The sequence below is a fragment of the Azospirillum thermophilum genome (assembly GCF_003130795.1).
GTDB lineage: Bacteria > Pseudomonadota > Alphaproteobacteria > Azospirillales > Azospirillaceae > Azospirillum > Azospirillum thermophilum.
Map to the genome: position 1 here is coordinate 545,746 of NZ_CP029352.1, position 22,133 is coordinate 567,878.

Consider the following 22,133-nt stretch of genomic DNA (forward strand, 5'->3'; position numbering starts at 1 on the left):
CCCGTCGAGAATGGTCGTTGTTCTTTTCGTTCGGCCGGGTCTTGCGCCCGGGCCTTCCGGCCGGTCGGGTGGGGCCGGGATCAGCCGGCGTCCACCACGCTGCCCTGGATGCGCGTGGACTGGCCGCGGAACAGTCCGGTCACCGTGCCGTCCTGGGTGGTCACGGTCACGTCGTAGACGCCGGAGCGTCCGCGCTGGTGCGTGCGCCGCGCCTCCGCCGTCAGCACGTCGCCGAGCCTGGCCGGGGCGGGAAAGATGATGGAGCAGCCGGAGGCAACCGTCACCTCGTTGCCGGCGTTGCAGGCATAGGCGAAGGCGGTGTCGGCCAGCGTGAAGGTCATGCCGCCGTGGCAGATGTCGTGCCCGTTCACCATGTCCTTGCGCACGGTCATGGTCATGCGGGCGTAGCCGGGCGCGATCTCCAGCAGTTCGATCCCGTGGGCCTGCGAGCAATGGTCCCGCTCGTACATGCCCTTGCCGACCGCCTCCGCAAGGCGCTGGGCGTCGTTCTGGTCAGCCATGAAACCCGGTTCCTCCCGAATGTTTGCGGCGCAGCAGCGCCGAGGCGCGGTAGCGGTCCTCGCCGTAGGTGCGGGCGAGCGCGTCGAGCACCCCCAGCACGGCGCCGATCCCGATCCGCCCCGCCCAGGCCAGCGGGCCGAGTGGGTAGTTGACGCCCCTGGTCATGGCGATGTCCACGTCGCCGGCGGTGGCGACGCCCTGCATCACCGCGTCCGCCGCCTCGTTGGCGAGCATCGCGACGGTTCGCATGACGATCAGGCCCGGCGCATCGTCGATCACCGAAACCGCCTTGCCCAGCGTCTGGAACAGGCCGGCGGCCGTCGCCACAGCCTCGGCCGGGGTGCCGTCGGCCGGGGCCAGCGCCACGCGGGACGCCTTGGCGTAATCGAGCGCCAGATCGAACAGCACCAGCGGCCGGCGTCCGTCCCCGGCGGCCCGCTGGGTCGCGGTCCGGCCATCGGTCAGCGCCAGCGTCACCCCGTCCACCACCAGAAGCCCGTCGCCGTCGGTCTCCTCGACCGCGATGCCGGCGGCGCGCAGCAGGTCCGGCAGTGCCGAGGCAGCGCCGAGATCGCCGCCGACCACCACCCGATGCGGCTTCGGCCCGGCCGGAGCCTCGGCCGGGGCGGGCCTGGCCGCGTCTGCGGCGTGGTCGTAGAAGCCGCGCCCGGTCTTGCGGCCGAGCCGCCCGGCCTCCACCAGCTCCTGCTGGATCAGCGACGGCTGGAAGCGCGGGTCGCCGAAATAGGCGGCATGGACCGAACGGGTGACGGCGAAGTTCACGTCATGGCCGATCAGATCCATCAGCTCGAACGGCCCCATGCGGAAGCCGCCGGCCTCGCGCATCACCGCGTCGATGGTCGCGGGAGCGGCCGCCTGCTCCTGCAGCAGCCGCAAACCCTCGGCATAGAAGGGACGGGCGACGCGGTTGACGATGAAGCCGGGGGTGGAGCGGCAGCGCACCGGGCTCTTGCCCCAGGCGGCGGCGGTGTCCACCAGCGTGTCGAGCACCGCCGGTCCGGTGGCGAGGCCGCTCACCACCTCCACCAGCGCCATCAGCGGGGCGGGGTTGAAGAAATGCAGGCCTGCCAGCCGCTCCGGCCGCTTCAGCGGCGCCGCGATGGCCGTGACGGAGATGGAGGAGGTGTTGGTCGCCAGGATGGCGTCCGGGCCGACCAGCGTCTCCAGCTCGGTGAACAGGCGGCGCTTGGCGTCCAGATCCTCGACGATCGCCTCGACCACCAGCCCGGCGGGGGCGAGATCGGACAGGCTGGCGACGGGAGTCAGGCGCACGACGACGGCGTCGCGCTCGGCCTGCGTCTTCTTTCCCTTGGCGACCAGCCCGTCCAGCGCCTGGGCGACCGAGCGGACGGCCGCCTCGGCGGCGCCTTCACGGGCGTCGAGCAGCAGGACGGGATGGCCGGCCTGGGCCGCCACCTGGGCGATGCCCTGGCCCATGGCGCCGCTGCCGACCACCGCGACGGTAAGGGAGGAGGGAAGCGCCGCCATCACCGGCCCTCGAACTGCGGGGCGCGCTTGGCCACGAAGGCGCTGACGCCCTCGCGATAGTCGCGGGTGCGGCCAGCCTCGCGCTGCAGGTCGCGCTCCAGGTCGAGCTGTTCGTCCAGGCCGTTGGTGGAGGAGGCGTTCAGCGCCTGCTTGATCAGCGCCAGACCCTTGGTCGGCTGGGTGGCGAGGTGGCGGGCGAGTGCCTTGGCCTCGTCCGCCAGCTTGTCGTCGTCCACCGCCTTCCAGATCATGCCCCAGGCCTCCGCCTGCTCGGCGGTGACCTTGTCGTCCAGCATGGCGAGGCCCATGGCGCGGGCATGGCCGACCAGCCGCGGCAGGGTCCAGGTGCCGCCGGAATCGGGGATCAGCCCGATCTTGCAGAAGGCCTGGATGAAGCTCGCCGACCGGGCGGCCAGCACGATGTCGCAGGCGAAGGCGAGGTTGGCCCCGGCGCCGGCGGCGACGCCGTTCACGGCGCAGACCACCGGCATCGGCAGGCTGCGCAGCGTGCGGACCAGCGGGTTGTAGTTCGTCTCGATCGAGGCGCCGAGGTCCGGCATCTCCGCATCCGGCGACACCGCCCGGTCGGACAGATCCTGCCCGGCGCAGAAGCCGCGGCCTGCCCCGGTCAGCAGGAGACAGCGGACGCCGCTGCCCTCCCTGCCCACTTCGGCCAGCGCCTCGCGCACCTCCTGGTGCATGGCGGCGGTGAAGCTGTTCAGCCGGTCGGGCCGGTTCAGGGTCAGCGTGGCGACGCCGTCGGTGATCTCGAAGAGGATACTCTCCATCACGCGGCCTCCACGACCGGCACGCGGCTCTGCACGACGTGGAAGCGGTTGGCGACGAAGGCGAGGTCGCACAGCGCCGCGTTGGCCGCCGGGTTGGCGCCGGTGCCATGGAAGTCGCTGAAGGCGGCGGACTGGTTGACGAAGACGCCGCCCGTCAGGTTGACGGACAGCGCGACGCCGGCCTCCACGAAGGCCTCCGTCGCCTGCTCGACCACCGCCGGGTCGGTGGAATAGAGGCCGGCGGTCAGGGCGCCGCGGGTGCGCACCAGCCGGGCGGCCCGCTCCAGGCTGTCGGCGGTGCTCTCCGTCTTCACGATGATGGAGATCGGGCCGAACAGCTCGTGCCCATACTTGTCCTCCTCCGCGGCGTCCATGGTGAGGATCAGCGGCGTGCGGATGCGCGCCTCCGGGAACTTCGGGTGGGGGATGGCGCGCGACGGCAGCACGACGGTGCCGAGCTTGGCCGCATCCTCGATCCGCTGCAGGGTGGCGTCGGACTGGATGGCGCCCAGCACCTCCACCGCGCGCTCGGGGTCCGACAGGAACTTGTCGACGCCGCCGGCCAGCGCCTGGACCACCTGATCGAAGCTCATGCGCTCCGCCCCGGCCTGGATGCCGTCCTTCGGCACGAAGATGACCTGGGTGGTCGTGCACATCTGTCCGGAATAGAGGCTGAGCGTGAAGGCGAGGTTGCGCACCATCCCCTTCGGGTCGTCGGTGCTGTCGATCGTCACCGTGTTGACGCCGGCCTTCTCTGTGTAGACCTGGGCATGGCGGGCGTTCTGCTCCAGCCAGTCGCCGAAGGCGGTGGAGCCGGTGTAGTCGATGACCGCCACCTCCGGCCGCATCGCCAGATCCTTGGCGATGGTGTCGCCGATCGCCAGCGAGACGAGGTTGGGGTCGAGGCCGGCCTCCTCCAGAACCTCGCGGCAGACGGCGACGGTGATGGCGAGCGGCAGGATGGCTGTCGGGCCCGGCTTCACGATGACGGCGTTGCCGGTGACGAGGCTGGCGAACAGCCCGGGATAGCCGTTCCAGGTCGGGAAGGTGGCGCAGCCGATGACGAGCCCGACGCCGCGGCCCACCACCTCGAAGCGCTTGTCCATCACCAGCGGCGGGTTCTTGCCCTGCGGCTTCTCCCAGCGGGCGGCCGGCGCCTGGTCGGTCATCGCCTTCCAGCCATAGGCGACGGCTTCGAGCCCGCGGTCCTGGGCGTGCGGGCCGCCGGCCTGGAAGGCCATCATGAAGGCCTGCCCTGTGGTGTGCATCACCGCCGTCGCGATCTCGAAGGAGCGGGCGTTGAGCCGCTTCAGGATCTCCAGGCACACGCCGGCGCGGCCGTCGGGGCCGGCCTTGCGCCAGCCCGGCATGGCGGCCTTGGCGGCCTTCACGAGGGCGTCGATGTCGGACACCGGATAGGTGATGCCGAGGTCGAACCCGAAGGGCGAGCGCTCACCGCCCGCGCTGCCGGTGGCGCCCGGCTGGTTCAGGGCGAAAGGCTTGTCGCGATAGGCCTGGAAGGCGGCTTCGCCGTCGGCCGCGGCCGTCTCGCCATAGGCGCGGGGGCTCGGCATCTCGGGAAAGGCCGACCAGTAGCTGCGGGTGCGGCTGGCCTCGACCGCCTGGCGCAGGGTGGCCTCGTGCTTCTCGAACAGCGCTTGCGGGGTGGTGGTCGTCATCTGGGCGCTTCCTTCTTGTCCGGGCTTCGTTTTCTTTTGGTCGGTTCGGCGAGCGGTCTTGGGCGGGTCAGGTGGCGTCGAAGTCGACGACGACGCGTTCGGTCAGGGGGCGGGACTGGCAGGTCAGGATGTAGCCGGCCTCCACCTCCCACGGTTCCAGGGAGTAGTTCTCGGCCATCGCCACCTTGCCCTCGCGCAGCTTGGCGCGGCAGGTGCAGCAGACGCCGCTCTTGCAGGAATAGGGCAGGTCGGCGCCGTGGCGGTGGGCCGCCTCCAGGATGCTGTCGCCGTCGTAGGGCAGCGCGAACTCCTTGCGCTTGCCGTCGAGCAGGACGGTGACGGCGGCGGCGTCGGTCGGGCTGTCCACCGGGTCCGGCCGGCGGGCGGCGGGCTTGGCGCCGGTGGGGGCGCCGAACAGCTCCAGATGGATGCGGTCGGGTGGGGTTCCGACCTCGGCCAGGGCGGCGCGCACCTCCTCGACCATCGGCTGCGGGCCGCAGAGGAAGGCGGCGTCCACCGTGGCCGGATCGACCAGGGTGCCGCACAGCTCCTTGACCAGGCCGGCGCCGATGCGGCCGGACAGCAGCCCGGCCTCCTCCGGTTCACGGCTCAGCACATGGTGGATCACCAGACGGCCGAGATAGCGGTTCTTCAGATCCTCCAGCTCCTCGCGGAAGATGATGGAGGAGACGGTGCGGTTGCCGTAGATCAGCACGAAGCGGCTCTTCGGCTCCTCGGCCAGCGCCGTCTTCAGGATCGACATGATCGGCGTAATGCCGCTGCCGGCGGCGAAGGCGAGGTAGGTCCGCGCCTGGTCCGGGGCGAGCGGGACATGGAAACGCCCCATCGGCGTCATCACGTCGATGACGTCGCCGGGGGTCAGGCCGTCGTTGGCATGGGTGGAGAAGAGGCCGCCCGGCACCTTCTTCACCGCCACGCGCAGTTCGCCGTCGTTGATGCCCGAGCAGATCGAGTAGGAGCGGCGGACCTCCTCCCCCCCGATCACAGCCTTCAGCGTCAGATACTGGCCCTGGATGAAGCGGTAGCGCTCGGCGAGATCCGCCGGCACGTCGAAGGCGATCGAGACCGTGTCGTCGGTCTCGCGCCGGCAGTCGCGGATTTTCAGGGAATGGAAGCTGGGAGTCATGATGTCCTTGCCGGCTTCAATGACATTTGAATACGTCGAAGGGCTCCAGGCAGGCGTTGCAGCGATGGAGCGCCTTGCAGGCCGTGGAACCGAAGGGGCTGACCACCGAGGTGTCCGGCGAGCCGCAGCGCGGGCAGGCCACCGTCTCGTCCGGAGCGGTCAACGCCCGCTTGCCGGCCTTCGGCGGCGGGACGATGCCGATCTCGGCGAGCTTCGCCCGGCCCGTCTCGCTGATCCAGTCGGTGGTCCAGGGCGGAGCGATGGTGGTGGTCACGCGGGCATCCGTCAGTCCGGCACGGGCCAGCGCCAGCTCCGCCTCCAGCACGATCATGGCGGTGGCGGGACAGCCGGAATAGGTCGGGGTCAGCACCACCTCCAGCCGGCCGCCGTCATCGCGCCGAACGGCGCGGACGATGCCGAGCTCGATGATCGACAGGACGGGGATTTCCGGATCCATCACCTGGGCCAGCGCCGTCCAGGCGGCCCTGACGGCGGCGTCCGCAGTCTCCTCCGGTCCCCAGCAGGCTCCGTCGGGCATGGCGGCCTCGCTCACCAGGTGGCGTCGGGATAGGCGCGCTGCAGGAACTGCATCTCGGCCAGCAGATAGCCGAGGTGCTCGCTGTGCTCGCCGCGCAGCCCGCCGCTCTGCATCCAGCCGTCGGCCGGGCGGGGCAGGGTGGCCTCCTCCAGCACGGCCGAGACGCGGGCGGTCCAGGCGGCCTTGAGCTCCGCCGCGTCGACCGCGATGCCGGCGGCGGCAAGCTCCGCCTCGCCGGCCGTGCGCTCGAACATTTCGCCGGTGTAGGGCCACAGCCGGTCCAGGGCGTCGGCCATCCTGGCATGGCTGGCGTCGGTGCCGTCGCCGAGGCGCACCACCCATTCGCCGCTGTGGCGGACGTGGTAGCGCACCTCCTTCACCGCCTTGGCGGCGATGGCCGCCAGCGTGGCGTCGGCCGAGCCGGCGAGCCGCTCGTACAGTTCCACCGCCCAGGCGTCGTGCAGGAACTGGCGCAGGATGGTGTGGCCGAAGTCGCGGTTCGGCTGCTCCGCCAGCAGGTGGTTGCGATAGTCGAAGACGTCGCGGCGGTAGGCCAGACGATCCTCGTCGCGGCCCTTGCCCTCCACGTCGCCGGCGTAGGTCAGCAGCAGCCGGGCATGGCCGACGAGGTCGAGCGCGATGTTGGTCAGCGCGATGTCCTCTTCCAGCTCCGGCGCGTGGCCGCACCATTCGGACAGCCGGTGGCCCAGCACGAGGCTGGTGTCCCCCAACCGCAGCGCGTACGCGAAGAGCGCGTCGCGCGAGGAAGCCTGCGTGCTCATGGTCAGATGTTCTTCACGTCGTCGGGGATCTGGTAGAAGGTCGGGTGCCGGTAGATCTTGTCGTCCGCCGGCTCGAACAGGCTGGCCTTCTCCGACGGGTCGGACGCGACGATGGACGCGGCCGGGACCGCCCAGATGCTGACCCCCTCGCCGCGCCGGGTGTAGACGTCGCGGGCGTTCTCCAGCGCCATGCGGGCGTCGGCGGCGTGCAGGCTGCCGACATGCTTGTGGCTGAGGCCGTTCTTCGGCCGGATGAAGATCTCGAACAGCGGCCACTCGCTGCGGTCGCGGTCAGTGCGGTCCATCGTCTCTATTCCCGTTCTGCCCTCTTCGAGGGTCGTTTCCTGTCTGGGGAGGGCCGGTTCAGCCGGCCTTCTTCATGTCGCGCGCCTTGCGCTTGCGGGCATGGGCCACCGCGGCCTCGCGCACCCAGGCCCCGTCGTCCCAGGCCTTGCGGCGCGCCTCGATCCGCTCGCGGTTGCAGGGGCCGTTGCCCTTCAGCACCTGCTCGAACTCCGTCCAGTCGATCGGGCCGATCTCGTAATGGCCGGTCTCCGTGTTGAGGCGCAGCTCCGGGTCGGGGATCGTCAGGCCGAGATACTCCGCCTGCGGCACGGTCGCGTCGATGAAGCGCTGGCGCAGGTCGTCATTGGAGAATCGCTTGATCTTCCAGGCCATGTTCTGGGCGGAGTGGGCGGAATGCTCGTCCGGCGGGCCGAACATCATCAGCGACGGCCACCACCAGCGGTTCAGCGCGTCCTGGGCCATCCGCTTCTGTTCCGGCGTGCCCTTGGCCAGCGCCATCATCAGCTCGTAGCCCTGGCGCTGGTGGAAGCTCTCCTCCCGGCAGATGCGCACCATCGCGCGGGCGTAGGGACCGTAGGAGCAGCGGCACAGCGGCACCTGGTTCATGATCGCCGCGCCGTCGACCAGCCAGCCGATGGCGCCGATGTCCGCCCAGGTCAGCGTCGGGTAGTTGAAGATGCTCGAATACTTGGCCTTGCCCGACAGGAGCTGCTCGACCAGCTCGTCGCGCGAGACGCCCAGCGTCTCCGCAGCGCTGTAGAGGTAGAGGCCATGCCCGCCCTCGTCCTGCACCTTGGCGAGCAGGGCGACCTTGCGGCGCAGGCTCGGCGCGCGGGTGATCCAGTTGCCCTCCGGCAGCATGCCGACGATTTCCGAGTGGGCGTGCTGGGAGATCTGGCGGACCAGGGTGCGGCGATAGCCATCGGGCATCCAGTCGCGCGGCTCGATCTTGTCTTCGTTGTCGATGCGCTGCTGGAAGCGGGCATCCTCCTCCGTGACGGGACTGAGCGGGACCGGCTGGCCCGATGCCTGAGCACCCTGCTCGGCCTTCATGTCCAAACCCTGTGTGTACATCCGTTTCCTCGCAATGGATTGCGCGCCCAGCGAACAGTCTTGAGATGATAAATATGATACAGATTTAGTCCTGTAAAGGGCGATTATGTGTCATGTATGCGAAAGGCCGGCCAAGCCGCGCCTGCTGACCGAGCGCAGCGGTTCATGTGCGGCAAGGCCTGCCGTCTCCGCGAAGACGGCGGCGGGGTTGGGGAGGCAGGGGGACGGCTGCGATACAGGATCGTCCGGCGCGGCAGGCCATTGTGCAGTGCGAAGGGGCAGGGATGCGCTCGCCGTCGCGACGGACGTCCCGCGTTCGGGCCGCCGGTTGCTATCCGGGCGGCATGCTCGGTTACTCCGCGACGGGCACTGGTGGAGCGGCGGCGCTCACGCCGGTCAGCCGGACATCGCCCCGGCGGGGGCCGTCCGCCGCGCCGCCGCTTCGTGCAGCAGGTTGGCGACCTCGGTGGCGGTGATCGGCTTGTGCAGGATGCGGTAGCCGCTGGCCTGGGCGTCGGAGATGCGTTGCGGAGCGGTGTCGCCCGTCAGCACGACGCTGAGCGGCGGCTCGTCGAGCAGGGCTTCCACGTCGCGGATCGCCTCCAATCCGGTGGCCCCGCCTTCCAGCCGGTAGTCGGCGATCAGCAATGCCGGCGTCTCGCCGCCCTTGGCAAGCTGCTCCAACGCGGTCCGTGCGCTGTCGGCGGCGAGGACCCGCCAGCCTGACTGCTCGATCAGCAGGGCGAGCCCCTCGCGCACCAGCGGGTCGTCGTCGATGACCAGCGCGGTGCCCGGACCGGCCGAGACGGCCGGGGCCGCCGCCTGCGGCGCCGGGGCCGGCTGGACGGGTGCCGCCTCCACCGGAATCTCCAGGGTGAAGCAGGAGCCCTTGCCGGGCTGGGAGGCGACCTGCACCCGGTAGCCCAGCAGGCGCGCCAGCCTCTCCACGATGGCGAGGCCCAGCCCCAGCCCCTTGCCGCGGTCGCGGGCCGGGTTGGAGACCTGGTAGAATTCGTGGAAGATGCGCTCCAGATGCTCGGGCGGGATGCCGATGCCGGTATCGCAGATCTGGATGCGCAGGCTGTTCCGGGTGCGCCGGCAGCCCAGCAGGATGCGGCCCTTGTCGGTGTAGCGCAGGGCGTTTTCCAGCAGGTTGCGGATGATCCGCTCCAGCAGGGCGGGATCGGCCTGGATGGAGAGGCCGGTGCCCACCGTGTGGAAGCCGATGCCCTTCTCCGCCGCCCGCATGCGGTATTCGCTCTCCAGCCGTTCGAAGATGGTGCCGAGCGGGACGGTCTGCACGTTGGGGGAGACGGTGCCGGCGTCGAGCTTGGAGACGTCCAGGATGGCGTCGAGCAGGCGGCACAGCGCCTCGACCGCCGTTTCGATGCTGCCCACCAGGGCCGCGGCCGGATGATCGGCCAGCCGGCCGGCCAGCGCCGAGGTCAGCAGGACCAGCGACTGCACCGGCTGGCGCAGGTCGTGGCTGGCGGCGGCCAGGAAATGGGTCTTCGCCGCGTTGGCGCGTTCCGCCAGCATCAGGGCGACGACCGCCTCGTGCCGCGCCCGTTCCGCCTCGTTCTTGGCGGCCTCGGCCTCGGTGCGGGCCTGCTCGGCCCGTTCGGCGAGCGTGCGCTGGACCGTGATCTCCTCCACCGCGCGCTGGTCGCGCTCGCGCTGGATGGCGGCGATGTGGTCGAGCATGGTGTTGAAGGTGCGGGCGAGCCGCGTCACCTCGTCGTCGCCATGGATGCGGGCGCGCTGGCCGGTGAAGCCGTCGCTGACGATGGTGGCGGCCAGCCGCTCCAGCTCGCGCAGCGACCGGGTCAGGTGGTTGCCGACCGCCCGGCTGCCGAAGAAGATCGCGATCAGCGAGGCGAGGCCGACCAGCCCGTAGACCGGAAGCACCCAGGCGATGAAGGCGGCGGTCGGCGCCTGGGGCGCCACCAGCCGCAGGGTCAGCCCCAGCCCGGCCAGACGGTCCGGCACGGCCAGGGGGACCGAGACGGCGATATGCTCCTCCGGCACCGGCGGCGGCGGTACGCCGGCGGGGATCAGCATCGCCTCGGGGTGGAGGACCAGCGTGTCGAGCGGCACCTTGTAGAGGACGGCCCCCTCCGGCGAGGCGGTGCGGGAGTAGATCAGCATCTCCGCGCCCAGCAGATAGGCGTCCGTCCCGCGGCCGACCACGCGGGTCGCCGGGTTGCCGGTCGCCATGATCTCCGCCAGCCAGACCATGTCGTCCTGCGTCATCGTCACGCGGCCGTTGTCGCCGATCGGCACCCCTTCGAAGTCGGTGAACACCATCGAGACGGGGACGCCGGCGATGTTCTCGAAGCTGCGCAGGAAGGGGACGAGATAGGTTTCCTTGCCGGCGGAATCGACCAGCGCCGTCGCCAGCACGCTGTTGTTGGAGAGGTCCTTGAAGGTCTCCGTCAGGGTGCCGAGGGCGGCTTCCGCCTGCCGGGCGATCAGCCGGGCATTGGCCTCGACGTTGCCGCGATGCTGCTGCACGAGGTGGCGGCTGGAGACGATGTAGAGGCTGGCGCCGACCAGGATCGTCAGCACCGCCCCCAGCATCAGCGACATCAGCGCGAAGCGGCGTGCCAACTGCCCCGGTGCAAGGCGGTGCTGCAGGCGGGTCAGGAAGGAGGGGGGGCGGGTCGCCATCTGGTCCGGAGGCCCGCTCAGTCGATGGGGACGAGCACGCCTTCGGGCGTGAAGCGTGCCATCAACAGGTTGTCGGGGGCCAGCGCCTCGTGTTGGGTCGGGGTGAAGGGGTGCTTATAGTACTTCACCAGTCCGTCGTAGTCTTCCACCTTCTCCAGCGCGTCGCGCACCGCCGCGCGGTCGGTGGTGCCGGCGAGGTCGATGGCGCGGGCCAGGATGTGGGTCAGGTCGTAGGCATGGGCGAAGCCGACGGGCGACACGACCTCCTCGATCCGGCCGATGCCGAAGAGCCTCTCGGTCACCGCCAGCACGCGGCGCACCTTGGCGGGGTCGCAGCGGAACAGGCTGACCGTCTGGATGACGCGGAAGTCGACCTCCTGCAGGGCGGGGCCGGCCTGACCGACGAAGTTGCCGCCGGTCACCCCCCAGTGGCTGATGATCGGCAGCCGCTGCGCCCCGGGCAGGGCCGCCATCTCGCGGACCAGGATCGCCGCCTCGTCGTCGTTGGCGACCAGCACGACGGCCTCGGCCCCGGCCTCCAGCAGGCGCCGGTACTTGTCGATCAGCGACGTGTCGCGCCAGTTGTACCAGACGGTCTCGACCAGTGCCGGCCTGCCCGCCGTGCCGAGATGCCTCTCCGCCGCCGCGAGGTTGGAGCGGCCCCAGGCGGTGTTGGTCAGCAGCAGCCCGACCCGCTTCGCCCCGATCGCCTCGGCATGGCGCAGCATGAAGGGCATCGCCAGACTGTCCCGCAGCGACAGGCGGAAGATGAAGTTCGGCTCCATCCCGTTGTCGACGATGGCGTCCGCCGACGACCAGGGAGCGAGAAACAGGGTCTTGGTCTCCAGCAGCGTCGGCAGCTCCTCGATCACCACCGGGCTGAAGCGTCCGCCGAACACGGCGACCAGGTCGGGCATGGCGGCCAGCTCGCGGATGTTCTTGATGCCGCGGGCGGAGATGGAGCGGTGCTCGCGGGTGATGAGCTGCAGCGGCCGGCCGTTCAGCACGCCGCCCGCCCGGTTGATCTCGTCGATGGCCGTCAGGATGCCGCGCTGGATGGATTCGGCGGAGGTGCTGTTGGTCAGGCCGAACTCGCCGTCCAGCGCAACCGTAACTGGCGTGCTGGTGGCGGGGCGCGCGTCTTCGGCTCCGGCTTCGGCAGAAATGCAGAGGAGGAGCAGAAGAAACAGCGCGCGCGCGGCTGCAAAAACCATCGTCCGTGTTCTTTAGATAGCTGCGAGGGTACCGGCCCCCGCACTATGGAAGGGCGCGAAGGAGTGGGTCAATCGGCCGTTAGGCTAGTCATATAGCTTGCGGATATTGTCCGGATCGGTTGGTGGTGCCAACGATAGACGTTCGGCAATAAAGCCTGCGACTGCGCAATGCGTTGAATCCCTTTGCCCCCCAAGTGGAATGGGACGGAACAGTTTCCGCGGCCGCCAGACTGTTCCGTCCGGTCCGTACCCGCTGTGGTCGCATATTCGTCACAGAGCCGCGGGAGAGCGGTGTCTCGGCACCGGGTGTGCGTCACGGTTCACATTGTGCAGCGTTCTTTCGCCGCCCAACGCGTTTCCCGGTGTTTTTCCGGGGAAAATCAATGGCTTGTCTGGATCGTTCGCAGGCGGTCGTTGTGCATGGCCTGCACAACGGCGCCGGCGCCGCGGCGCAGGCGGACACGGGAAGACGGTCTTCGGGCGGGGACGGACCGAGACTAGCGCGCCGGCGGACCCGCGGCAAGGCGGGCGGGAAAACGGACGAGCGCCGCTCCCGCCCGCGCCCCCGTCAGGCCAGCCTGGCCGTCAGCGTGATCTCGGTTCCGGCCAGCGCCTTGGAGACGGGGCAGTTGGCCTTCGCGCCGTCGGCCTGCTGGAGGAAGGTCGCCTCGTCGATGCCCGGCACCTCGGCCTCGCAATCCAGCTCGATGCGGGTGATGGCGAAGCCGCCCTCCGCCTTGTCCAGATGGACGCGGGCCGTGGTGTGGACGCGGGTCGGGGTGTGGCCGGCCTGGGCCAGGCCGTGCGACAGCGCCATGGAGAAGCAGCCGGCATGCGCCGCCGCGATCAGCTCCTCCGGATTGGTGCCCTGGCCGTTCTCGAAGCGCGAAGGGAAGGAATAGGAGCCCTCGAAGGCGCCGCTGCCCAGCCGCATCGTGCCGCTGCCCTTGGCGAGGTCGCCCCGCCACTCCGCATCCGACTGCCGTACCGCCATGGTGGTTCCTCCTGTTTCGGATCCGATGGTGCGGAGTTGAAGCTAGGACGGCCCGGCGGCGGGGCAAACGGTTACCCCGAATGTCCAGCTCTTGGGCATGCTGCTTTAATGGGCAGTATTTCCACCGCCGGTCGTCACGCGCCAGGGTCCGGTCGCGGGATTCCGTGGGTTCCCGCTGTGGCTCGCATCTTGCTAGTCATCCTTTGGTCCATCGGCTTGGTCCTTTGGGACGAAGCCGGGGCGATGCAGCGAACGAAGCGGCAAAGGGGGCGCCGGTGCGGGTTCTGGTTGTTGACGACGATGCGGACCGGGCCTCCGTCGTGGAGGCCAGCCTGCGCGAGGCGGGGGCGGAGATCGCCGCGGTGATCGGCGTGGAGGCCGATCTGCGCGCGGCTATCGGGCGGCACCGGCCCGACCTGATCATCGTCGATCTCGCCTCGCCCTACCGGGACTATCTGGAGGATCTGATGACGATCAACCAGGAAAGCCCGCGCCCCATCGCGCTTCTGGTGGGGGAGGAGGACCGGACGCTGATGGCCAGCGCGGTGCGGGCGGGCGTCAGCCTTTATGCGGTGGACGGGCTGAGCGCCAAGCTGGTCCGTTCCATCACCGAGACCGTGCTGGGACAGTTCCGCCGCTACGAGCAGCTCAACGAGGAACTGGCCAGGTCGCGCGCCGCGCTGAACGACCGCAAGGTGATCGAGCGGGCGAAGGGGCTGCTGATGGCGCACCGCGACTTCACCGAGGATCAGGCCTACAAGATGCTCCGCAAGATGGCGATGGACCAGAACAAGCGACTGGTGGACGTCGCCGAGGCGGTGCTGAACATGGCCGACCTGCTGAAGCGCACCTGACCGAAAGGACCGGTCCGGGTGCCGGTCCCGCCTCTGCTCAGATCACGGGCACTTCCCAGCGAAGCCTAAATTCCGGGCGGTTCTGCCCCGCTCTTGTGCAGTGCACACGCCGCTGTGGCCGACGGTCGGACACCGGCCCTTGCCATTCCACGGTTCCCCCGTCTGGCACGCGGCGTGCTTGGGGATAGTCGCCGGATGGGCGCCAACGATGGCGACCGCCGGCGCATTGCCGGTCCAAGGATGGGCCGGCATCGGATAAAGGCGTCCGGGCGGGGCAGCAGAGCTGCCTGCGTTTGGCCGCCTTTTTTCTTGTCCGCACCGCTCCTTTCCGCACCGTCTTTCCCGCCGCCTCTTGCCTGGGAGACCCGTCCGATGACCAGCCGCCTCACCACCCTGCCGCCCGGAAGCGAGGCGCTGGAGAAGACCGCGCTGACGCTGGGCTTCGTGCCGCTGACCGACTGCGTGCCTCTGGTGGTGGCGCTGGAGAAGGGCTTCTTCGCCGGGCAGGGGCTGACGGTCACGCTGTCGAAGGAGCCCTCCTGGTCGAACATCCGCGACAAGCTGATGGTCGGGCTGCTCGACGGCGCGCATATGCTGACCGGGCTGGCGCTGGCGATGAGCGCCGGGGTGGGCAGCCTGACCGCCCCGACCCGCACCGCCCATGCGCTGGGCCTCAACGGCAACGCCATCACCGTATCGGAGGAGCTGTACCGCTCGATGCTCGCCGCCGATCCCGAGGCGATGGCCGGGCGGCCGATGAGCGCCCGCGCCCTGAAGCGGGTGGTGGCGGCCAACGCGGCGGCCGGGCTGCCGCCGCTGACCTTCGGCGTGGTCTTCTCGGTCGCCAACCATGCCTACCAGATCCGCCACTGGCTGGCCGCCGCCGGCCTCGATCCCGACCGCGACGTCCGGCTGATCACCGTGCCGCCGCCGCGCATGGTCGCGGCGCTGAAGGCGGGGGACATCGTCGGTTTCTGCGTCGGCGAGCCATGGAACAGCCTGGCGGTCCATGAGGGCGTCGGCCGGGTGCTGATCACCGGCCATGAGCTGTGGAACAACGGGCCGGAGAAGGTGCTGGGCGTGCTCGCCGCCTGGGCCGACGCCAATCCCAACACCCACCGCGCCGTGATCCGCGCGCTGATCGAGGCGCAGCGCTGGCTGGACGAGCCGGCCAACCGGGTCGAGGCGGCGGCGCTGCTGGCCGACCCGCGCTATGTCGGGCTGCCGGCCGACGTGCTGGAACCCTCGCTGACCGGGCGGTTCCGCTACGGGCAGGGCGAGGCGGAGGTGGCGCTTCCCGACTTCCACGTCTTCCACCGCTATGCCGCCAGCTTCCCCTGGCGGTCGCACGCCCTGTGGCTGCTGGCGCAGATGGTGCGCTGGGGCCAGATCGCCGACAGCACGGACCTCGCCGCCCTGGCGGCCGGCGTCTATGACGCGGAGCTGCACCGGCAGGCCAAGCGCGACCTGGGCGAGGCGGTGCCGCTGACCGACACCAAGCTGGAAGGGGCGCATGCCGCCCCCTGGCTGCTGGAGGAGGCGACGGCCCCCATCCCCATGGGGCCGGACCTGTTCCACGACCGCGGCATCTTCGATCCGACCGACCCGCTGGCGGCCCTCCGGCCGGAGACGCCGCGGGTGGTTCCGGGCCCGCCGCCGCCTGTCTCTCTGCCGGCGGCCGGCGCGCCGGCCGATGGAGCGGCGAAGCCGGCGGACTGACCCGGCGGACTGACCCGGCGCAGCCCCCACCCGAAACACCTGGACTGGTGAACCGGCCGAACGGCCGGAACGCCCGACCTCACCCCGACGGTTCCCCCAAGACGGAAGGCGCATCCCATGAGTGACGACGTGACGACGGTTCCCGGCCGCAAGGCCTGCTCCGCCCTCTCCCCGGCCGGCCTGACCCGCCGGTCGCTGCTGACCGGAACGGCGCAGGCGCTGGGCACCGCCGCCCTGCTGTCGGCCGCCCGCGCCGTGGTGCCCGGCGGCGCCTGGGCCGCCGGCCTAGATACGCCGGAGACGACCAAGGTGGTGCTCGGCTTCATCGCGCTGACCGACAGCGCGCCGCTGATCGTCGCCAGGGAGAAGGGGCTGTTCGCCAAATACGGGCTGCCCGACGCCGACGTGCAGAAGCAGGCCTCCTGGGGGACGACCCGCGACAACATCGAGCTGGGCTCGGCGGCCGGCGGCATCGACGGGGCGCACATCCTGACGCCGATGCCCTACCTGATCAGCAGCGGCAAGGTGACCAAGAACAGCCAGAAGCTCCCCATGGCGATCCTCGCCCGGCTGAACGTCAACGGGCAGTGCATCTCGGTGTCGAACCGCTACAAGGCGGGCGGCGTGACGACCGAGGCGAGGTCGCTGAAGGCCGCCTTCGCCGACGCCCGCAAGGCCGGCAAGGAGGTGAAGTGCGCCATGACCTTCCCCGGCGGCACCCACGACATGTGGCTGCGCTACTGGCTGGCCGCCAACGGCGTCGACCCGGACCGCGACGTCTCCACCATCGTCGTGCCGCCGCCGCAGATGGTGGCGAACATGAAGGTCGACACCATGGAGGCCTTCTGCGTCGGCGAGCCGTGGAACGCCCAGCTCGTCGCCCAGAACATCGGCTTCACGGCGCTGACCACCGGCGAGCTGTGGAGCAACCATCCGGAAAAGGCGCTCGGCCTGCGCGCCGACTGGGTGGAGAAGAATCCCAAGGCCGCCAAGGCGCTGCTGATGGCGGTGCTGGAGGCGCAGATGTGGTGCGACAAGCCGGAGAACAAGGCGGAGATGGCCCGCATCCTCGCCAGGCGCGAGTGGTTCAAGGTGCCGGCCGAGGAGATCCAGGGCCGCAGCGAGGGGACCTTCGACTACGGCACCGGCCGGGTGGTGAAGGACAGCCCGCATGTCATGAAGTTCTGGCGCGACCATGCCAGCTATCCCTTCAAGAGCCATGACCTGTGGTTCCTGACCGAGAACATGCGCTGGGGCTACCAGCCGGCCGACCTCGACGCCCGCGCGCTGGTCGATCAGGTGAACCGCGAGGATCTGTGGCGCGAGGCGGCGAAGGCGCTGGGCGTGCCGGCCGCGGAGATCCCGGCCTCTCCCTCGCGCGGGAAGGAGACCTTCTTCGACGGCAAGGTCTTCGATCCGGAAAGCCCGGCGAGCTACCTCGCCAGCCTCGACATCCGCCGCGCCTGACCGCCCCTACCAGAAGGAGCCATCGACATGACGAGCGTCACGAACGGCGAGGAGCGGGCGGCGGAGCCCGCGGGCATGCCCGGCACGGGAATGGCGGGCTTGAGAATGGCGGGCTTGGGACCGTCGGGTATCGGCATCGCCCTCGCGGCGGGCGGGCGGGCGATGCTCGTCCGGCTGCGCGACGCGGTCCTGGCCGCCCTGCCGCCGCTGGTCGCCCTGCTGCTGCTGGTCGGCCTCTGGCAGATCGCCTGCTCGGGCAGCGGCGCCATGCTGCCGCCGCCCAGCAAGGTCGTGTCCGACACCTGGGAGCTGATCGCCAACCCCTTCTTCGACCATGGCGGCACCGACAAGGGGCTGTTCTGGCACCTGACCGCCAGCCTGAAGCGCGTCGCCGTCGGCTTCTCGCTGGCGGCGGTGGCGGGGGTGCTGCTGGGCGTGCTGATCGGCCAGTCGAGCCTCGCCTACCGCGGGCTCGATCCGATCTTCCAGGTGCTGCGCACGGTGCCGCCGCTGGCCTGGCTGCCGATCTCGCTGGCCGCCTTCCGCCATGCCGACCCGTCGGCGATCTTCGTGATCTTCATCACCTCGGTCTGGCCGATCATCCTCAACACCGCGGTCGGCATCCGCCAGATCCCCGAGGACTACCGCAACGTCGCCCGCGTCATCCGCCTGACCGGTCCCGAGTATTTCTTCAAGATCATGCTGCCGGCGACGGTGCCCTACATGTTCACCGGCCTGCGCATCGGCATCGGCCTGTCCTGGCTCGCCATCGTCGCGGCGGAGATGCTGATCGGCGGCGTCGGCATCGGCTTCTTCATCTGGGACGCCTGGAACAGCTCGCTGATGAGCGAGATCATCCTGGCGCTCGTCTATGTCGGCATCGTCGGCTTCCTGCTCGACCGGCTGATCGGCCTGCTGGCCGCCCGCGTCACCGGCCGCAAGGCCCGCAGCTAACAGGGGACCCGTCATGAGCAGCTATCTGAGCCTCGAATCCGTGGGCATGGAGTTCAAGCGGGGCGGCCTGACCTCCGTCGTGCTGAAGGACGTGGACCTGAAGATCGCCAAGGGGGAGTTCGTCTCCATCATCGGCCATTCCGGCTGCGGCAAGTCGACCGTGCTGAACATCATCGCCGGGCTGCTGCGCTGCACCAGCGGCGGCGTGCTGCTGGAGAACCGCGAGGTGGACAGCCCCGGCCCGGACCGCGCGGTGGTGTTCCAGAACCACTCGCTGCTGCCCTGGCTGACCGTCTACGAGAATGTGCGGCTCGGCATCGACAAGGTGTTCGGCCGGAGCAAGAGCAAGGCCGAGCGGCACGACTGGACGATGCACAACCTGTCGCTCGTCCACATGGACCATGCGGTGAGGAAATACCCGGAGGAGATCTCCGGCGGCATGAAGCAGCGGGTCGGCATCGCCCGCGCGCTCGCCATGGAGCCGAAGGTGCTGCTGATGGACGAACCGTTCGGCGCGCTCGACGCGCTGACCCGCGCGCATCTCCAGGACAGCCTGATGGAGATCCACGCCACGCTCGGCAACACCGTCATCATGATCACCCATGACGTGGACGAGGCGGTGCTGCTGTCCGACCGCATCGTGATGATGACCAACGGCCCCGCCGCCACGGTGGGCGAGGTGCTGGCGGTCCCGCTGCCGCGCCCGCGCCACCGGCTGGCGCTGGCCGAGGACAAGACCTATGTCCACTGCCGCAGCGAGGTGCTGCGCTTCCTCTACGAGCGGCACCGGCACCCGGCGGCTGCCTAGCCCGTGCCGTTCCGGGACCGTCACCGCTCGGGGATGCCGTACTTGCGCAGCTTGTTGGCGATCATGGTGTGGGAGGTGGCGAGCCGGGCGGCCAGCTTGCGGCTCGACGGGTAGCGCGGGTAGAGGCGGCGCAGCAGCGTCCGCTCGAAGCCCTCCACCGCCTCCTCCCAGCTGGCCGCCGGGCCGGCCGTGCCGTCGGGCGGCAGGTCCGTCTCCGTCATGCGGGCGCCGGCCAGCTCCAGGTCGGCGGCGTCGAGCAGGGGATGGTCGGTCATGGTGACGGCGCGGAAGATGACGTTCTCCAACTGCCGCACGTTGCCCGGCCAGGGGTTCGACAGCAGCACCTCGGCCGCCTGCCGGGTCAGGCGGCAGGGCGGCCGGCGGGCCTGGGCGCAGGCGCGGGCGATGAAATGGCGGGCGAGCAGCAGGATGTCGTCGCCCCGCTCACGCAGCGGCGGCACCTGCAGGGTCAGCACGTTGAGGCGGTAGAACAGGTCCTCGCGGAAGCTGTGGTCGGCGACCATCGCCTCCAGCGGGCGGTGGGTGGCGCTGATGACGCGGACGTCCACCTGCTGCTCCCGCTCGCCGCCGACGCGGCGGAAGCTGCCGTCGTTGAGGAAGCGCAGCAGCTTGGCCTGGAGGTAGGGCGACATCTCGCCGATCTCGTCCAGGAAGACGGTGCCGCCGTGGGCGAGTTCCAGCAGGCCGGGCTTGCCGCCGCGCTGGGCGCCGCTGAAGGCGCCGGGGGCGTAGCCGAACAGCTCGCTCTCCGCCAGGCTTTCCGGCACCGCGGCGCAGTTCAGCGCCAGGAAGGGCTTGCCGCGGCGCGGGCTGGCGCGGTGGCAGGCGTGGGCGATCAGTTCCTTGCCGGTGCCGGTCTCGCCGAGGATCAGCAGCGGCGCCTCCACCGCGGCGACGCGGGCGGCGCGCGCCTTCAGGGCGCGGACCGGCGGGGAGTCGCCGAGGATCTTGTCGAAGCCGCCGTCGTCGAAGTTCTGCAGCGCGTCGAGCCGCTCGCCGAGGCGGCTGGGCGTGAAGAGCGTCACCACCGCCCCGGCCCCCTCGCCGATCGGCGTCAGGTCCATCAGGAAGGGCTGGCCGTTCAGCGTCACCTCGCGCGAGGGGATGCGGAAGCCGCTGGCGGTCAGCGCGGCGGGCAGGCCGGGGTCGCCCAGCAGGCTCCCCAGATCCCCGCCGGCCAGGTCGGCCTCGCTGCGGCCGGCGACGGTCGCCGCGGCGGCGTTCGCCACCACGATGCGCGCCGCACCGTCCACCGCCAGCACCGGGTCGGGCAGGGCGCTCAGCAGCGCGTCGAGGTGCAGCCGGCGCCGGGTGCCCGGCAGGATGTCGATCGGCGCCACCGACCGCACGCCGGCCACCGTGCGCAGCGCCTCCTCCAGCGAGGCGAAGCCGGCGGCGTCGAGCTCCGGCGCGTCGATGTGGATGTGCGGCGGATCGACCTCCACCGCCACGACGTTCAGCCGGCGGCCGGCGAGCACCGCCAGGATCTCGTGCGCGATGCCGACCCGGTCGGCGAAGCTGACGGCGATGCGCAAGGAGGGCTCCGGCGTGGCGGGGGCGTAACGGAACCGTTACACTGTACTGGATCGTATACAGTCGCTCAACCGCTTATTTTTCATGGGTTTTGTGCATTGCAGCGGGAGCGTCGCCGCGCCGCTGTAAACGATGCGTTACGGCGGGCGGGGACGGTGGCGCCGCGAGATCCAGGCAAACCGGCACTCCCGGCGGTTGGCATCGCGTTTGCTGAGGAGGAGGGGTCGTATCGTCATCCACGGGAGCTTGGTCTCATGCGTGTCATCGTCCTCGGCAGCGGCGTCATCGGTGTCACCACCGCCTATTACCTGGCGCGGGCGGGCCACGAGGTGACGGTGGTCGACCGGCAGACCGGCCCGGCGCTGGAGACCAGCTACGCCAATGCCGGCGAGGTGTCGCCCGGCTATTCCGCCCCCTGGGCGTCGCCGGGGCTGCTGTTCAAGGCCATCAAGTGGATGGCGATGAAGCACTCCCCGCTGGTCATGCGGCCCAAGCTGGATCCGGCCATGTGGACCTGGTGCATCAAGCTGCTGGCGAACGCCAACGAGGACTCCTACCAGATCAACAAGAGCCGCATGGTGCGGGTCGCCGAATACAGCCGCGACTGCCTGCGGGCGCTGCGCGCCGAGACCGGCATCCGCTATGACGAGCGCACCCAGGGCACGCTGCAGCTCTTCCGCACGCAGAAGCAGATGGACGCCGCCGGCTACGACATGGCGGTGCTCGACCGCTACGGCGTGCCCTACCGGCTGCTCGACCGCGCCGGCTGCGTCGAGGCCGAACCGGCGCTGGCGCTGGTGAAGGAGAAGTTCGTCGGCGGCCTGCAGCTTCCCGGCGACGAGACGGGCGACTGCTTCCTGTTCACCAACCGGCTGGCCGAATTCGCCGCCAAGCGCGGCGTCGAGTTCCGCTACGGCGTCACCATCCACCGGCTGGAGAGCGACGGCCGCGCCGTCACCGGCGTCGTCACCGACCAGGGCACGCTGACGGCCGACGCCTACATCGTCGCCATGGGCAGCTACTCGCCGAAGCTGGTGAAGCCGCTGGGGCTGTCGCTGCCGGTCTATCCGGTGAAGGGCTATTCGCTGACCCTGCCGATCACCGACGCCGCCGGCGCCCCGGAATCGACGGTGATGGACGAGACCCACAAGGTGGCGATCACCCGCCTCGGCGACCGCATCCGCGTCGGCGGCACGGCGGAGCTCGGCGGCTTCGACCTCACCCTGCGGCCGGAGCGGCGCCGTGCGCTCGACCATGTGGTGAGCGACCTGTTCCCGCAGGGCGGCGACCTGTCGCAGGCGGAGTTCTGGACCGGCCTGCGCCCGAACACGCCGGACGGCACGCCGATCCTCGGCAAGACGCCGGTGCGCAACCTCTACCTCAACACCGGCCACGGCACGCTGGGCTGGACGATGGCCGCCGGCTCGGGTCGCCTGCTGGCCGACGCGGTGAGCGGCCGGCGCACCGAGATCGAGATGGACGGCCTGACGGTCGAGCGCTACGGCCGCGCCGCCGTCGCCGAGCCGGCGCGTCCGGCAGCGGTCCGCCCGGCCTGACCGGACGGTCGCCGTCCGC

19 protein-coding genes are annotated in these 22,133 nt (G+C 70.4%); 6 read left to right on the top strand and 13 right to left on the bottom strand.

What is annotated here, in order from left to right:
• Nucleotides 1-80: 80 nt before the first annotated feature.
• The 12 genes from paaI to DEW08_RS02505 form a co-directional block, all read right to left on the bottom strand.
• Nucleotides 81-521 carry a hydroxyphenylacetyl-CoA thioesterase PaaI gene (gene paaI, locus DEW08_RS02450; RefSeq protein ID WP_109324200.1) on the bottom strand — a complete coding sequence of 147 codons (441 nt, stop codon included), beginning with the start codon at nt 519-521 and terminating at the stop codon, nt 81-83.
• Nucleotides 514-2,031: a 3-hydroxyacyl-CoA dehydrogenase PaaH gene (gene paaH, locus DEW08_RS02455; RefSeq protein ID WP_109324201.1), complete on the bottom strand. Its 1,518-nt coding sequence runs from the start codon at nt 2,029-2,031 to the stop codon at nt 514-516. Before paaH ends, paaI begins: the two co-directional genes overlap by 8 nt.
• Nucleotides 2,031-2,819, bottom strand: coding sequence for a 2-(1,2-epoxy-1,2-dihydrophenyl)acetyl-CoA isomerase PaaG (gene paaG / locus DEW08_RS02460; RefSeq protein ID WP_109324202.1), 789 nt, complete (start codon nt 2,817-2,819; stop codon nt 2,031-2,033). The genes paaH and paaG overlap by 1 nt, the downstream gene beginning before the upstream one ends.
• A complete protein-coding gene (gene paaN / locus DEW08_RS02465; protein WP_109324203.1) occupies nt 2,819-4,498 on the bottom strand; it encodes a phenylacetic acid degradation protein PaaN in 1,680 nt (559 codons plus the stop codon). The genes paaG and paaN overlap by 1 nt, the downstream gene beginning before the upstream one ends.
• Nucleotides 4,499-4,565: 67 nt before the next feature.
• On the bottom strand, nt 4,566-5,645 hold the full coding sequence (gene paaE, locus DEW08_RS02470) for a 1,2-phenylacetyl-CoA epoxidase subunit PaaE (RefSeq protein ID WP_109324204.1): 1,080 nt from the start codon (nt 5,643-5,645) through the stop codon (nt 4,566-4,568).
• A gap of 16 nt (nt 5,646-5,661) precedes the next feature.
• Nucleotides 5,662-6,183 carry a 1,2-phenylacetyl-CoA epoxidase subunit PaaD gene (gene paaD / locus DEW08_RS02475; RefSeq protein ID WP_109325243.1) on the bottom strand — a complete coding sequence of 174 codons (522 nt, stop codon included), beginning with the start codon at nt 6,181-6,183 and terminating at the stop codon, nt 5,662-5,664.
• 11 nt (nt 6,184-6,194) lie between these two features.
• Complete coding sequence (gene paaC, locus DEW08_RS02480; protein WP_109324205.1) at nt 6,195-6,965, bottom strand: 1,2-phenylacetyl-CoA epoxidase subunit PaaC; 771 nt, start codon at nt 6,963-6,965, stop codon at nt 6,195-6,197.
• A gap of 2 nt (nt 6,966-6,967) precedes the next feature.
• Nucleotides 6,968-7,270, bottom strand: coding sequence for a 1,2-phenylacetyl-CoA epoxidase subunit PaaB (gene paaB, locus DEW08_RS02485; protein WP_109324206.1), 303 nt, complete (start codon nt 7,268-7,270; stop codon nt 6,968-6,970).
• A gap of 58 nt (nt 7,271-7,328) precedes the next feature.
• Nucleotides 7,329-8,324, bottom strand: a complete 996-nt coding sequence (paaA, locus tag DEW08_RS02490) for a 1,2-phenylacetyl-CoA epoxidase subunit PaaA (RefSeq protein WP_425429089.1) — start codon at nt 8,322-8,324, stop codon at nt 7,329-7,331.
• Between the two features lie 396 nt (nt 8,325-8,720).
• Entirely contained in the window at nt 8,721-10,994 is a 2,274-nt protein-coding gene (locus tag DEW08_RS02495) for a hybrid sensor histidine kinase/response regulator (protein ID WP_109324208.1), read from the bottom strand.
• 17 nt (nt 10,995-11,011) lie between these two features.
• A complete protein-coding gene (locus DEW08_RS02500; RefSeq protein ID WP_109324209.1) occupies nt 11,012-12,208 on the bottom strand; it encodes an ABC transporter substrate-binding protein in 1,197 nt (398 codons plus the stop codon).
• A 568-nt stretch (nt 12,209-12,776) separates the two neighbouring features.
• The gene (locus tag DEW08_RS02505; RefSeq protein WP_109324210.1) at nt 12,777-13,202 is read right to left on the bottom strand and encodes an OsmC family protein; all 426 of its coding nucleotides are present in this window, start codon (nt 13,200-13,202) and stop codon (nt 12,777-12,779) included.
• 275 nt (nt 13,203-13,477) lie between these two features.
• Here DEW08_RS02505 and DEW08_RS02510 point away from each other — a divergent pair, with 275 nt between their 5' ends.
• From DEW08_RS02510 to DEW08_RS02530, 5 genes are all read left to right on the top strand, one after another.
• Complete coding sequence (locus DEW08_RS02510) at nt 13,478-14,056, top strand: ANTAR domain-containing response regulator (protein WP_168220241.1); 579 nt, start codon at nt 13,478-13,480, stop codon at nt 14,054-14,056.
• 372 nt (nt 14,057-14,428) lie between these two features.
• On the top strand, nt 14,429-15,775 hold the full coding sequence (locus tag DEW08_RS02515; RefSeq protein ID WP_168220242.1) for a CmpA/NrtA family ABC transporter substrate-binding protein: 1,347 nt from the start codon (nt 14,429-14,431) through the stop codon (nt 15,773-15,775).
• Between the two features lie 117 nt (nt 15,776-15,892).
• Nucleotides 15,893-17,242 (top strand): CmpA/NrtA family ABC transporter substrate-binding protein, encoded by a 1,350-nt coding sequence (locus DEW08_RS02520; RefSeq protein WP_109324216.1) that lies wholly within the window; start codon nt 15,893-15,895, stop codon nt 17,240-17,242.
• 27 nt (nt 17,243-17,269) lie between these two features.
• On the top strand, nt 17,270-18,196 hold the full coding sequence (gene ntrB / locus DEW08_RS02525; protein WP_245986084.1) for a nitrate ABC transporter permease: 927 nt from the start codon (nt 17,270-17,272) through the stop codon (nt 18,194-18,196).
• Nucleotides 18,197-18,209: 13 nt separating this feature from the next.
• A complete protein-coding gene (locus DEW08_RS02530) occupies nt 18,210-19,004 on the top strand; it encodes an ABC transporter ATP-binding protein (protein WP_109324217.1) in 795 nt (264 codons plus the stop codon).
• 20 nt (nt 19,005-19,024) lie between these two features.
• Here the strand turns inward: DEW08_RS02530 and DEW08_RS02535 are convergent, their stop codons facing one another.
• Nucleotides 19,025-20,560 carry a sigma-54-dependent transcriptional regulator gene (locus DEW08_RS02535; RefSeq protein ID WP_109324218.1) on the bottom strand — a complete coding sequence of 512 codons (1,536 nt, stop codon included), beginning with the start codon at nt 20,558-20,560 and terminating at the stop codon, nt 19,025-19,027.
• Between the two features lie 252 nt (nt 20,561-20,812).
• Between DEW08_RS02535 and DEW08_RS02540 the strand changes: the two genes are divergently transcribed.
• Complete coding sequence (locus DEW08_RS02540) at nt 20,813-22,114, top strand: D-amino acid dehydrogenase (protein WP_109324219.1); 1,302 nt, start codon at nt 20,813-20,815, stop codon at nt 22,112-22,114.
• The last annotated feature ends 19 nt before the right edge of the window (nt 22,115-22,133 follow it).